Annotated in this window: 12 protein-coding genes; 6 read left to right on the forward strand and 6 right to left on the reverse strand. The window is 68.0% G+C overall.

All coding sequences use genetic code 11. The features are described 5' to 3' along the window. Positions 1–132 precede the first annotated feature (132 nt). Genes AAGA11_14755 through AAGA11_14765 form a run of 3 tightly spaced genes read left to right on the forward strand, consistent with a single transcriptional unit; the run spans position 133 to position 2,714 of the window. Positions 133–1,122, forward strand: a complete 990-nt coding sequence (locus AAGA11_14755) for a hypothetical protein (GenBank protein MEM9604124.1) — start codon at positions 133–135, stop codon at positions 1,120–1,122. 40 nt (positions 1,123–1,162) lie between these two features. After that, positions 1,163–2,275, forward strand: a complete 1,113-nt coding sequence (locus AAGA11_14760) for an NADH:flavin oxidoreductase (GenBank protein ID MEM9604125.1) — start codon at positions 1,163–1,165, stop codon at positions 2,273–2,275. A gap of 37 nt (positions 2,276–2,312) precedes the next feature. Beyond that, entirely contained in the window at positions 2,313–2,714 is a 402-nt protein-coding gene (locus AAGA11_14765) for a hypothetical protein (protein MEM9604126.1), read from the forward strand. A 162-nt stretch (positions 2,715–2,876) separates the two neighbouring features. Here AAGA11_14765 and AAGA11_14770 read toward each other — a convergent pair whose 3' ends face one another. Together AAGA11_14770 and AAGA11_14775 are read right to left on the reverse strand one after the other, a co-directional pair. Continuing rightward, on the reverse strand, positions 2,877–3,110 hold the full coding sequence (locus AAGA11_14770; GenBank protein ID MEM9604127.1) for a hypothetical protein: 234 nt from the start codon (positions 3,108–3,110) through the stop codon (positions 2,877–2,879). Positions 3,111–3,216: 106 nt separating this feature from the next. Continuing rightward, positions 3,217–3,384 carry a hypothetical protein gene (locus tag AAGA11_14775; protein ID MEM9604128.1) on the reverse strand — a complete coding sequence of 56 codons (168 nt, stop codon included), beginning with the start codon at positions 3,382–3,384 and terminating at the stop codon, positions 3,217–3,219. 117 nt (positions 3,385–3,501) lie between these two features. Between AAGA11_14775 and AAGA11_14780 the strand changes: the two genes are divergently transcribed. Then, positions 3,502–4,620, forward strand: coding sequence for an FAD-dependent oxidoreductase (locus tag AAGA11_14780; protein MEM9604129.1), 1,119 nt, complete (start codon positions 3,502–3,504; stop codon positions 4,618–4,620). A 5-nt stretch (positions 4,621–4,625) separates the two neighbouring features. On the opposite strand, the gene AAGA11_14785 is transcribed toward AAGA11_14780, so the two are convergent. Continuing rightward, positions 4,626–5,507, reverse strand: coding sequence for a LysR family transcriptional regulator (locus tag AAGA11_14785; protein MEM9604130.1), 882 nt, complete (start codon positions 5,505–5,507; stop codon positions 4,626–4,628). A gap of 105 nt (positions 5,508–5,612) precedes the next feature. On the opposite strand from AAGA11_14785, the gene AAGA11_14790 reads away from it, so the two are divergent. Continuing rightward, complete coding sequence (locus AAGA11_14790; protein MEM9604131.1) at positions 5,613–8,051, forward strand: FAD-dependent oxidoreductase; 2,439 nt, start codon at positions 5,613–5,615, stop codon at positions 8,049–8,051. Next, positions 8,051–9,583 carry a trimethylamine methyltransferase family protein gene (locus tag AAGA11_14795; protein MEM9604132.1) on the forward strand — a complete coding sequence of 511 codons (1,533 nt, stop codon included), beginning with the start codon at positions 8,051–8,053 and terminating at the stop codon, positions 9,581–9,583. Before AAGA11_14790 ends, AAGA11_14795 begins: the two co-directional genes overlap by 1 nt. Positions 9,584–9,599: 16 nt before the next feature. On the opposite strand, the gene AAGA11_14800 is transcribed toward AAGA11_14795, so the two are convergent. The 3 genes from AAGA11_14800 to AAGA11_14810 form a co-directional block, all read right to left on the reverse strand. After that, on the reverse strand, positions 9,600–10,868 hold the full coding sequence (locus tag AAGA11_14800) for a HAMP domain-containing sensor histidine kinase (protein MEM9604133.1): 1,269 nt from the start codon (positions 10,866–10,868) through the stop codon (positions 9,600–9,602). After that, positions 10,852–11,544, reverse strand: coding sequence for a response regulator transcription factor (locus AAGA11_14805; GenBank protein MEM9604134.1), 693 nt, complete (start codon positions 11,542–11,544; stop codon positions 10,852–10,854). Before AAGA11_14805 ends, AAGA11_14800 begins: the two co-directional genes overlap by 17 nt. 174 nt (positions 11,545–11,718) lie before the next feature. Continuing rightward, the gene (locus AAGA11_14810; protein ID MEM9604135.1) at positions 11,719–13,188 is read right to left on the reverse strand and encodes a DUF4397 domain-containing protein; all 1,470 of its coding nucleotides are present in this window, start codon (positions 13,186–13,188) and stop codon (positions 11,719–11,721) included. Positions 13,189–13,191 lie beyond the last annotated feature (3 nt).

The following is a 13,191-nucleotide window of genomic DNA, read 5'->3' on the forward strand; positions in this document are numbered from 1 at the left end:
ACGGCGGCCGGACCGCCCAGCTCAGCTTGCCCTGAGTGGGTTGACGGACGTTGAACCAAATGGGTCTTGCGCCGCTGCCCCCGCACGGGTGGACTGACACGGTTGCGGCAACGAGGACAGGAGGTCCATCCGGTGAAATCGTTGAGCGTTGTGCTGTTGTTGCTCGTCGTGTGGCAGGGCACGGCCCACGCCGCTTCCGACGGCGTCGCCTGCGTGCAGCGTCAACTCGCGCTGCTCGACCACGACCCGGGCGCTGATTCGGGTGCACTGACTCCGGCCACCGGGCGTGCCTACGCGGCCTTCGCCACTGCTGACGTTGACGGTGTGCTGCCGCCGACCTTGTCTGCGCGCCAGGCCTTGGCCGTGTGTCGCGCGCTCGGCGCGCGGTCGTATGAGCTCCGAGCAGCCTGGCCCGCACACCGTGCGCCGCTGCGCATCGACGCGGCGCCGGGCGTGGCGCCGCACACGCTTGAGGGGTTGCGTGCCGCGCTGAACCGCGGGCTGCCAGCGCTCAGTCGTGGCGGGGTCGTCGGGCTAGCAGGTCCGGTCGTGGTCACCGTCGGCGTCGAACGCGCTGATTTTCTCTTGCGTGCGCCGTCTAGAGATCGCGATGCCGTTGCAGCGGGCCTCCTCAGGCACTGCGGTTCCGAGCAGGACGTCGGGGTGTTTCGCGTCGGTGACCGCCTCCACGTGTGCCTCGCCTACCGCGACATTCGCCTGGGGCGAGCGCACCTGCGGCAACCCGACCCGGAGGCAGACGCGCGCTTCGCACGGGTGATGCACCTGTTGCACATTTACCTCATGGAAGTTGCCCTCTGGCAGCTTGTGTCGCCCGCAGAGGGGGCGTCGCTCAGCGACACCGTACCCGAGACCTTCGTCTTCGCCGCCGCCGCATGGCTGGCCTGGCAGCACGGTGGCGTGCTGCCGGTGGCCGACCGGCTCGCTGCCTGCCGTGCAGCATCGAGCCAATGGCAACGTGTGACCTGGTTGGCAGAGGACGGTCAATTTATGGACGTGGCCAGCAAAGTGGGCCTGGGCGCCGCCTGGCGTGACGCGTTTCGTGACGTCTTTGGCGGCGACTGGGCAGCGCTGTCGTGCAAGCTGCCGCTCACCGTAGAATGACCAGAGGGCCGCTGTCCCGCGGTCGTCACAGAGAACCGTCTTGAGCACTGCGAGCCTCGACTCCTTGCTGTCCCCCGTGCAACTGGGGGCGCTGTCGCTGAACAATCGGGTTGTCATGGCACCGATGACCCGCACGATGTCGCCCGGCAACGTGCCCGGCGATGCCTCGGTTGCCTACTACCGCAAGCGCGCGGCCGGCGGCGTCGGCCTGATCATCACCGAGGGCACCTGCGTTGGCCACGTCGCGGCCAACGGCTACCCGCGCGTGCCGTTTTTTCACGGTGACGAGGCTCTGGCGGCCTGGGGCCGCGTCCGCGAAGCCGTGCACGCCGCCGGCGGTCGCATCATGCCGCAGCTCTGGCACGTGGGCTCCGTACGCCGGCCTGGCACCGAGCCCGATCCCGAGGTGCCCGGGTTCGGGCCGTCCGGCATGGCGCGACCCGGCAAGGTCACGGGTCACGCGATGACCGAGTCCGACATCGCCGACGTGATTGCCGCGTTCGCGACGGCGGCGCGTGATGCCGAGCGCCTTGGCTTTGACGGCGTCGAGGTGCACGGCGCGCACGGCTACCTGATTGACCAGTTTTTCTGGGGTGGCACAAACCACCGGGACGATGGCTGGGGCGGCGACGCCGTGGCGCGCACGCGGTTTGCCTCCGAGATCATCCGGGCCATCCGTGCCGAGGTGCGCGCGGATTTCCCGGTGCTGTTGCGGTGGTCTCAGTGGAAGCAGCAGGACTACGGTGCGCGGCTCGCCGACACACCGGACGCGCTCGAACGGTTTCTCGCGCCCTTGACGGACGCCGGCGTGGATGTGTTTCACTGCAGCCAGCGGCGGTTCTGGGAGCCTGAGTTCCAGGGCAGTGACCTCAACCTCGCGGGATGGGTGAAGAAGCTCAGCGGCAAGCCGACGGTGACGGTTGGCAGCGTCGGTCTGGACGGCGATTTCATCGTCGAGGGCAGCGCAGAGTTTCGCGAGGCGCAGCCGGCCAGCATCGACGGGCTGCTTGAACGGTTGGCGGCGGCAGAGTTCGATCTCGTGGCTGTGGGGCGTGCGTTGATCGCCAACCCGGATTGGCCAACGCGGTTGCGTCAGGGCCAGGCGGCTGCGCTGAAGCCCTACACCAAATCCCTGCTGCAGACACTGGACTAGTCGGGGTGGCCGCGGGTGGACAGCAAGGAGGCAAACGATGCTGACGTGTAATTGGCGGGCCGTCGGGGTGTCAGTGCTGCTGTTTGCATTCCCCTACGCGCTGATCGTGTTGTCGACCGGGCTCATTGCGCATTCGGAGGCCACACACCTTGCCTTTGCGGTCGTCGCCTACGCGACGCCTCTGGTGGTGGTGGCGTTGATCGGCGTCGGCTACCTCGCGGCACGGTTTGCGGGTGACTCGGGCGTGGCGAACGGTGCCGCGTCCGGCCTTGCGGTGACAGCCGTGCTGTTGATCGGCCCCTACGTTGCCCTGAATTTCGACCTGGTGTTCAGCGACTACCTGCGTGTCTACGGCCCGCACGCGCTGGTCATGGGCGTGTTCTGTTGCAGCCTCGGCGGCCTGATTCGCGAACTCATCACCGGCTTTCGCACCGCCTGAGCCTGCGGGCCACGGTGCTATCTCGTGCCTCGACGTCGGTCGCGCCCCGTGCACGCGGCCTAGCCACGTGGCCTGTCCATGCAATCGCGACCACAGCGCGCGCCACCGCCGACCGGGCGGCCCGATTGGCCGCCCTGTCTCTGTGCTCATGTGTGAACACCCTCACGCGGTTTTGGCGCTCTGGATGCCATCACAGTCAGTGTCGGCCAGCGCAGTCGGCTCAGTGGCCGGCGCCGGGCGCGGTGCCGGGATCTCCGGCCGGTCACTGACGACGCGGTCGCCCTCCATCCGCAGCCCCATGTCCCGCAACAGGTAGTCGGGGTAGTGCTCCAGGTGGCACCGCAGGCGACGCTGGCGGTAGCGGCCGTAACAAAGCAATGTCCATTCAATCAACACAGTCTGGTCCTCCGTTCAACGTGGTTGCCGGAGCTCAGAAGGCGGTGTGTTGTCAGGAGAATCCCGCCGTTCGGAGCTGCCGGCGGGGAGCGAGGTGTGGGGTCCCTCAGTGCATCCCAGCCCAGTGGCTGTACGCGTTCGCGTGGGTCAGCGGCACGAGATCGGCGACGCCGAGCATGCGCACGTCCGCGACGACCGATCGCACGCGTGGCTGCGCGGCCGCCTGCGAGGCGCTCGCGTTGCGTTGCGTGTTTTGCAGGACCGACGTGTTCACGAACTTGGCTCTGGGGGTGGGATGCAGTACAAGAGTAGGTTCTGTCTCCGGCCGTTGTCAACGTGGCGCGGGATTTTCTCTCTTATCGGGGGCAAGGTTGTATTTAAATGGAGTGTTATGAAACAGTGTGACGTGGTTGTTATCGGCGCTGGCATCGCGGGTGCGTCGATGGCCAGTGCGTTGGCGGTTGACCACAGTGTAGTGCTGCTCGAGCGTGAAGACACGCCGGGCTACCACACCACGGGCCGATCGGCGGCGTTGTTCACGCCCACGTACGGGCCACCTCAGATCCGGGCGCTGACGCGCGCCTCACAGGCGTTTTTCGATGCGCCGTCGCCCGACTTCACGTCGGTCCCGCTGGTGCGCCAGCGGGACGTCCTGTTGCTGGCGCGCACCGATCAGCGTGCGTCTCTCGAAGCGGCTGCTGACCCCCTGAGCAACGAGACGTCGATCGAATGGGTCGAGGGCGATCGTTTGCAGGCGCTGCACCCGTTGCTGCGCCCCGGCTACGCCGACTGTGGCGTACTCAACCGCGACAGCGCCGACATCGACGTCGATGCGGTGCTCGCCGCCTGGTTGCGCCGTTTCCGCGCGCGCGGTGGCGAGTTGCAGGTGCACGCCGAGGTCACCGGCCTCCGACGGGTGGGCGAGCGATGGCAGCTGCGCACGCCGAATGGCACCCTGTCCGCGACCTGGGTGGTCAACGCGGCTGGTGCCTGGGCCGATGCCGTGGCCCGGTTGGCCGGTGCAGAGGGGGTCGGGGTCGTGCCGAAACGGCGCACCGTGGCCGTGATCGCGTCACCGCTAGAACTCGGTGATGCGCGGGCGCTGCCAGTGGCCATCGATGTCGACGAGCAGTTTTTCCTCAAGCCCGAAGCGGGCCGGCTGCTGGTGTCTCCGGCGGACGCGACGCCGTCGTCGCCCACGGACGCGCGACCGGAAGAGTGGGATATTGCCGTCGGCATCGAGCGGGTCCAGCGCGCCTTCGCGCTTGACGTCACGCGGGTCGAGTCTGCGTGGGCGGGTCTGCGCTGCTTCGTGCCGGACGGTCTGCCGGTCGTCGGACCAGACCCCACGGTACCGGGGTTTTTTTGGTTGTGCGGGCAGGGCGGCTACGGCATCCAGACCGCGCTCGCGATGGCGGCACTCGGCGCCGCGCTGTTACGCCGAGACCCCCTGCCAGAGCACCTCGTGGCCGAGGGGGTGGACGCGGCCGCGCTCCGGCCGGGTCGATGACCACGCTACTCGGCGCAGAGGAACACGGCCAGCTCGCGCGCCGCGGTGTGGCGCGCGGTGTGGGACTGCAGCAACTGGTAGCCGTAGCCCTCCAGAGTGTGGGGAATCGGCGTCACCAGCAGCCCGCTTTGCAACTCCGGCATCATCAGGTCGTCGGCGAGGATCCAGCCGTGACCGTCGATCGCGGCCTGCACGCGCACGTTCGCGTCGCTGATCACACGCTGTGTGTGCGGCAGCGGTGCGCCGGCCCAGAGCTGCCAGAGGTCCTCGCGGCGGTCTTCCGCGAGCAGCAGGGTCTCAGACCAGGGGGGGGACCTGAATGCCTCAAGGCTCACTTCGTCTGATGTCGCAGCACCGCAGCGTGCCAGCAGCGCCGGACTGACCGCGGGCATCAACGGCATCGGCAGGCTGCGCAGTGTGTGGTTGTCGGTCGTCGCCGGACACGGACCCCAGCGCAACGCAATGTCGCACGCCCCGAGCGAGAACCCACGGTCGTTGACGCCGTGCTGGAAACGCAGCTCCACATCCGGCCTGGCGGCCGAGAATCGCGCCAGGCGGGCGGACAGCCAGCGTGCGGTGACGTAGGTCGTCGCGGCGATCACCACCTCCGTGCGTCGCTGGTTCGCCAACGTGGCCAGGGTGCCGGCGAGGTCGTCGAAGCACTGCCGCGTCTGTTTCTGCAGCAACTGACCGGCGTCGGTCAGCAGCACCTGGCGAACCTCGCGCCGGAACAGCTCGATGCCGAGGTCGTCCTCGAGTTTGCGGATCTGATAGCTGATGGCGCCCTTGCTCACGCACAGCTCGTCAGCCGCGGCACTGAAACTCAGGTTGCGGGCGGCGGCCTCGAAAGCCTTGAGGCGGTCGAGCGGGGGCAGGGCGTGGCGCATCGGCGTATATGGTTTAATTCAACTGAACTATAACCCTGGAATTTAGGGTTGTCATGGCAGCGGCTTCGACCCACGATTCAGGCTGAAAAACCGGAGCGAACAGCCATGGCAGAGACACTCGAGAGCCCACCGCCCCCGGGGCAAGCGCGCGCCGTCGTGATCGGCGGTGGCATTGCCGGCGCGTCGGTGCTGTATCACCTGGCTGAACTCGGGTGGACGGACAGCGTGCTGGTCGAGCGCGACGAACTGACCTCCGGCTCCACCTGGCACGCCGCGGCGCAAGTGACCCAGTTCGGTGGCAACCAGACCATGGTGGCGCTCAAGCAGCACAGCATTGGCTTGTACCGTCGGCTCGCCGCGGACCCCGCGCACCCGATCTCCTACCACATCACCGGCGGGATGCGGACCGCCTACACGCAGGACCAGCTCGACACCTACCACCACTACGTGTCCCAGGCGCGCAGCATGGGCGTGGAGATGGAAGTCATCGACGCGGCGGAGGCCGGCAAACGGCACCCACTGCTCGACACCACGGGCATGCTGGGCGCCTGGTGGGACCCGCTTGACGGCGACATCGACCCGGCCGGCATCACCTTTGCGCTGGCACGCAAGGCGCGCGAGGCCGGCTGCAGCGTGTCGCGCTTCAACGCCGTTGTGGCGATCACCCAACACGGCCCGCGCGATTTCACCGTGCACACCCAGCGCGGCGACATCCGCACCGAGAACGTCGTCAACGCGGGCGGCTACCGCTGCAACGAAGTGGGCGCCATGCTCGGCGTCACCCACCCGGTGGTCTCGATGGAACACATGTATTTCCTGACGGAGGCAATCCCGGCGATCGCGGCGCTCGACCACCGCGTGCCGATCATCCGCGACCCCGGCGACGACTTCTACAGCCGCCAGGAAAAGGACGGCCTGCTCGTTGGGGTCTACGAACAGGGCTGTGTGCCCTTCGGCCTCGACGGCATCGACCCCGATTTCACCAAAGCGCTGTGTCCGTCCGACCTCGACCGCTGCCTCGACAACATGGAACGCATCTTCGTGCGCATGCCGACGTTGCAGGAGACCGGTATCCACACGGTGGTCAACGGGCCGATCACCTACACCATCGATGGCCTGCCACTGGTCGGGCCGGTGCCGGGCGTACCGGGCTACTTCGCCTGCACCGGGCTGCGCGCGGGCATCGGCGAGGGCGGTGGCCACGGCAAGGTGCTGGCCGAGATCATGGTGCACGGCGAGTGCGAGTGGGACGCCTGGAGCCTCGACCCGCGCCGCTTCACGGCCTGGGGCAACCTCGAACACACCCGGCAGAAGGCCATCGAGGACTACCAGCGCGAGTTTCACTACCACCTGCCACACGAGCACCGGCCGGCGGCCCGGCAGGCCCGCACCACGCCGCTCTACGACACCCTCTCGCGGGCCGGTGCCGTCTGGGGCGTGGTCAACGGCTGGGAACGCGCCTTGTATTTTGATCCGGCCAGGGAGACCGCGCACGGCACCGGCTACCGTTGGCATCCGCAGGACGTGCGGGTGCGCGCCGAGGTCGAGGCCCTTCACCGCGGTGTGGGGTTGATGGAGGTGTCGGGGTTCAACCGCATGGCGGTCAGCGGCGCCGGCGCCGCCGCGCTGCTCGACCGCGTGGTGTGCGGCCGCATTCCGCAGCAGGTCGGGCGCGTGAGCCTGTCGTACCTGCTGAACGAGCACGGCCACATGGTTGGCGAAGCCACCCTCGCCAAGGTCGCCGAGGACACCTTCTGGTATGGCTCGGCGGCCGCCGCCGAGTGGCACGACCGCGATGGCCTGCAACGCCACGCCGGTGACGACGTCACCCTGACACCGTTGACCGACAGCCACACCACGCTGGTGCTGGCCGGGCCGCGAGCGCGCGACCTGCTTGCTGCCGTCAGCCCGCGCGAGGACTGGTCGGATTTCCGCATGATGTCGACGCGGCGCGCGTTGCTCGGCATGGCGGATGTGACGGTCATGCGCATCAGCTTCTCGGGCGAGCTCGCGTACGAGCTGCACGTCGCGAACGCCGAGCTTCGGCGGCTGTGGGACACCCTGGTCGACGCGGGTGAGGCCTTCGGGCTTTCGCTGTTCGGCCTCGAGGCCACCGAGTCGATGCGCCTGGAGAAGGGCTACCTGCACTGGAAGGCCGAGATCATCACCGAGCGCACACCGATGGAGGCGGGCCTCGCGCGTTTTGTCACGCTCGACAAGCCCGACTTTGTCGGCCGCACGGCGCTGCAGGACGCGGTCGCACGCGGGCCGGCGAAATGCCTGGTCACGCTCCGGCTCGACGGCGCGGGCGCGGCGCCTGCGCACGGCGGGGCCAGCGTGTGGTCCGGCGACCAGCTGGTCGGGTCGATCACGTCAGGCGGTTACGGCTACCGCGTCGACGAGTCCCTCGCGATGGCCTACGTCGAGCCGGCCGCAGCGGCTGAAGGCACGGTGCTCACCGTGGACGTGATCAGCGAAAAACGCGAGGCGAGCGTCGTCCCGAGCTGCCGTTTCGACCCGGACAACCAGCGGGTGCGCGCCTGATGGCACGGCGCCGCCGCGGTGGGCTCTCGGCACGCGAAGCGATGCACGCGAAGCGCGCGGCGCCGCTCGAGGTCGACCCGGCACCGCCCGGCCCGGTGGGCGGCCACTACCGGCCGCTATCCGACGCCGACGTCGCCCGCATTCTGGACGCCGCACTCGAGATCCTCGCCACGATCGGCATGGGCGAAGCCCCGCGCGTGCTGGTCGAGCAGGCGTGCAGCGTCGGTGCCGAGTACGGCGACGACGGGCGCCTGCGGTTTCCTCGCAGCCTGATCGAGGACACGGTCGCCGGGGCCGCCCGGCGCTTCGTGTTTCCCGGGCGTGATCCGTCGACCGACATCGAAGTCGGCGGTGACCGTGTGTATTTCGGCACCGGCGGCGCCGCAGTGCAGACGCTCGACCTCGACACCCAGCTCTACCGGGCTTCGACGCTCGCCGACCTGCACGACTTCACGCGCCTGATCGATGCGTTGCCGAATGTCAGTTGGTTCACGCGCTGTTGCGTCGCGACGGACGTCGAGGACACGCTCGCGTTGGACCGGCACACGGCGTTCGCGTTGTTGTGCAACACCGGCAAACCTGTCGGCACCAGTTTCACACTGGCCGAACACGTCGACCCGATTGTGGACATGTTCGACTACGCGCTCGGTGGTGAGGGCGCGTTTCGGCGTCGTCCGTTTTGCAAGGCACACATCAGCCCGGTGATCTCACCCTTGCGCTTTGGCGAGGACGCGGTCGATGTCGCCATCGCGTGCATGCGGCGCGGTGTGATCATCAACAACATCGTCGCCGCGCAGTCCGGCGCGACCAGCCCCGCAACCCTCGCCGGCATGCTGGCGACCACCCTGGCCGAGACGCTGGCGGCACTCGCGATGGTCAACGTGTTCGAGCCCGGCTACCCGATGGTGTTTTCGAATTGGCCGCTGGTGATCGACTTGCGCACGGGTGCCTTTGCCGGCGGGGGCGGGGAGATTGCCTTGCTCAATGCGGCCTCGGCGCAGCTCTCCAACCACCTTGGCCTGCCCTCCGGCGCGGCGTGCAGCATGTCGGACGCCAAGGCGATCGACGCTCAGATGGGTATGGAAAAGGCGCTCTCGGCGACGGCCGTCGGGCTCGCCGGCTGCAACATGGTGTACGAATCGAGCGGCATGACCGCGAGCCTGCTCGGCGCGTCGTTCGAGGCCTTCGTGCTCGACAACGACATGCTCGGCAACGTTTACCGGGTGATGCGCGGTGTCGAAGTCAACGCGGACACACTGAACCTCGACGCGATTCGCGAGGCGGTGTTCGGCGAGGGGCATTTTCTCGGCGGCCAGCAAACGCTGGACGCCATGCAGCGAGACTATTTCTACCCCAAGCTCGCCGACCGGGACGAGCCGCGCACCTGGGCGCAGAACGGCGCACAGGATGCCTGGCACCGCGCGCGTGACGAGGCGAGGCGCATCCTGGCGGAGCACCAGCCGCCGCCGCTACCCGCACCCGTCGAGCGGGCGTTGCGTCGCGACCTGGGTTTGCCCGAACGGGGCGGCTGAGGCGCCGCCGGCATCCTCAGGCCTCGATCAGAAGCGCGAACTCGCTGCCCTGGCCGAGGGTGCTGCGCATCTGCAGCTGCCAATTGCAGAGGTCGCAGAGGCGTTTGACGATCGACAAGCCAATACCGACACCAGATCGCCGCTGTCCGGCCAGCGACACCCAGGGTTCGGTGATCTTCTCGATCTGTTCGTCGGTCAAGCCCGGCCCCGTGTCGCGCACGGCAATTTCGCTCTCCCGTACGTAGAGCGTGATACGGCCGCTGTCGGTGTAGTCGATGGCGTTGCGCAGCAGGTTGCCGAGCACGATCGTCAGCACGTGGCGCGGCACACGGAAGTCCGGTTCCTGCTCGATCACCACGGTCAGGTCCAGCCCTTTCTTGCGCGCCAGCAGCTCGTAGTGTGCGCATTGCTCCTGGATCAGCGGGATCGGGTCTTCCTGTGCCTCGGGCCGGTCGGTCTCCCGGGCGAGGGTCAGCAACGCCGTGGTGAGCTCGCCCATGTCGGCGTTGGCGCGGCCGATGCGGTCCGCGGCGCCGCGCGCGCGCTCGGAGAGTTCCTCTTCGGCCAACACCGACAGTGCCATGCCGATCACGGTGATCGGCGTGCGCAGCTCGTGGCTGGCCTCGCGGGAGAAGTTGCGCTCGCGCTCAAGCGAGCGGTTGCTGCGCTCGATGTACGCCGTCAACGCGTTGGAAAGGGCCAGCACATCCGTGTCGGCGTTGGCGGGCAGCGCCTGTGGCATCACCGTGCTGGCGTCGGGTTCGCTCGGATCGAGCTTCGAGACCGCGCGGGCGAGGTAGACGGTGGGCGACAGGGTGCTGTGAACATAGCGGTAGGTCAGCCAGGCGACAATGTACAGCGCGATCAGCACGGCAGCCAGTGGCGCGATACCGTAGAGCGCAATCAAGCCCTCGACACCCGCTCGATTGAACATCAGCACCAGGCGTCGGTTGCCGCGCGAATCCACGTAGACGGCGCTGAACTCCTCGCCCTCGAGCGTCTGATGGCCGTGTTTGAGCGTGCTCGGGTCGATCGGCAAACTGTCTCGATCGCGCGGCAGCACGTAGCCGCGCAGGTTCAGCGAATTGGCGAGCGGGGCGTCGCGGTCGGCGTCGAGCAGGCGCCAGTAGTGCTCGCTTTCTTCCTCGAGCGCGTGCGTGATCAACACGCGGCCCAGCAGTTGATGCACTGACACCAGTCCGATCACGGCGGCCACGGCAATGACGGCACTCTGCACGACAAAAGCGTGCAGCATGCGGCGTCGGAGGTCAGTCTGCCGTTTCATCGAAGATGCGGTATCCGGCCCCCGCGGCGCTGTGCAGCAACGCGGTGGCATAAGGTTTGTCCAGCGCCTTGCGTACGGTGTAGACGTGGGTGCGCAGGCTGTCGCTCTCGGCGAGCTCGCGACCCCACACGCGTTTCTCGAGCACGCTGCGCGAGACGTAGGCCGGAGAGGCACGCATCAGGGTCTCAACGATACGGTAGCCGATCGGTGTCAGGCGAATCGGCTCACCGTCTCGCGTCAGCAGGCGTTGCGCCGGGTCCAGCACCAGGCGGCCGACCGTGACAGTGCCGCTACTGGCATAGTGAAGGTGGCGGCGCAACATCGCTTCGACCCGTGCCAGCAACTCTTCGGGTGCGAAAGGTTTGACAAGGTAGTCGTCGGCACCGGCACGCAGACCGCTGACGCGGTCTTCGATGGTGTCGCGCGCGGTCAGCATCAGAATCGGGGTGGTGTCACCCGCGTCTTCGCGCAACCGCCTGCACACTTCGAGGCCGTCTAGGCCGGGCAGCGACAGGTCGAGCACGATCAAGTCGTAGTTGTTGCCCAACGCAAGCTCCAGCCCGGTGTCGCCGCGTCGGCTGAAATCCACGGCGTAACCGCCGGAGGTGAGCCGCTCGCTCAGCATCTCGGCGAGATCGAGGTGGTCTTCGACAAGGAGTATGGTGGCTGCACTCACGCGGGTGTCGTCTGTGTCAGGGGGCGACGGTGTCGTGTCGTCCCGTGGAGCTGTTGCAATCTGAACGGTACACCGCCGTGCGTGAAGGGTGCGTGAACGCCGCCAGTGTAGCGCAGTATCGGCGTGCAAAACGGCGCTGCCCGTCGCCGGACAGCGCCGTGTCCCGTCGGGTGATCAGCGGCTGAGCAGGATCAGGCCGAAGTCCTGCGGTGCGACGTGCACACCTTCGATCGGGCCGCGTGCAATGGCCGTGGAGACCGAGCCTGCCGCGAGCTGAACACCTTCGGCGTTGATCGCGACGGCACCGCCTGCCACCACACGGACGTCGTAGCTGCCCGGGGTCAGTGCGAGGGCGTCGGTCACGTCGCCGAACGCGAAGCCGGAGAGCACCGGGTCGATCGTGTCGAGCGCGTGCGCGTTGACCTCGCCCGCGGCCGAGACGTACACGTCAACCGTGCCCGCAGCCGGCGCCCCGTGGACCACACGCAGGCTGGCCTGGGTCGCGACCGGGCGGTTCTCGTCCTCGAACGCGATCAGTCGGAACGCGTTGGCCGGGTCGGTGTTGGTCACGCGACCGACCGCCAGCACCGAGTAGTCCGACCCCGCAGCGAGATCGAGGTCACCGGAAGTGAAGACGCTGTCGCCGATCGTGTCCGTGTCGGGGGCGACGTCGAAGCGGTAGCCGCCGGCGGGCACGGTGACGTAGCTGTCAACCGAGGGCACCACGTCGGTGTAGCTGAAGGCATCGATCAACTCGATCGGGTGGCTGTCGGGCAGCGGCGTGGCCCACACCTCCACCGGGCCATGAGCTGCGACCCGCGCGTCCGGAGACACGTGGACCACGCGGGCGGCGGCCGGTGACATCGTGTTGCGCAGGGTTACCGTGGCCGATCCGGTGCCGACCAGCAGCTTGATCGGTGAACCGGTCTGCTCGGCGAACGAATCGCTTTCGATTGCAAACACCGACAGCGCGTTGCCGGCGAAGGGCGCGAGGTCGACGGTGCCCGAATCGAAGGCGACGGCGCCGCCCGCAGCGGCGATGATGCGCACCTCACCGGCGGGCAGTGCGCCGAGGTCGAGCGTCTGTTGGAAGGCCACTTCCGCACCAGGTGCGTTGAGGTCCAGCGGCGCGTTGGGTGCGAGCAGGTAGAGTTGGACCGTTGGCGCGGCTGGCGCGGCGTGTGTGACGGTCAGGGTGATTTCGGAGGCGGCCGGCGTGGAGGCCGAGTTCGGCACCACCAGCGGGGCGATCTCGGCGACGTCACCGACGGCAACCACGGTGGTCTTGCTGCCGGCGGGCAGGGTCAGGCCGTCGACGCTGATCACGGTCGCGGTGCCGGCCGGCAGGATGCCGTCGACCGCGACGTCATAAGCGCCGGCGGGCACGGTCGCAAACCCGGAGCTCTCGCCGTAGTCGAGTGCCTCGATCGCGGTGGCGCCGTTCAGTGCGACATTGACCGCAGGTGCGTCTGGTGATGCGTGCACAACGCGGATGGATGCGTTGGTGCCGATGTCGGCGCTGCTGCCGCTCGATCCGGTGACGGCGGCATTGTTCGTTGTGCCCACCGTGGCGCTGTCGTCGCAGGCAGCCAGCAGCAGCGCGCAACTTGCGACGGCGGCGTAGAGGGGTTTGATCTGAAACATGAA

The sequence above is a fragment of the Pseudomonadota bacterium genome, from assembly GCA_039196715.1.
GTDB lineage: Bacteria > Pseudomonadota > Gammaproteobacteria > CALCKW01 > CALCKW01 > CALCKW01.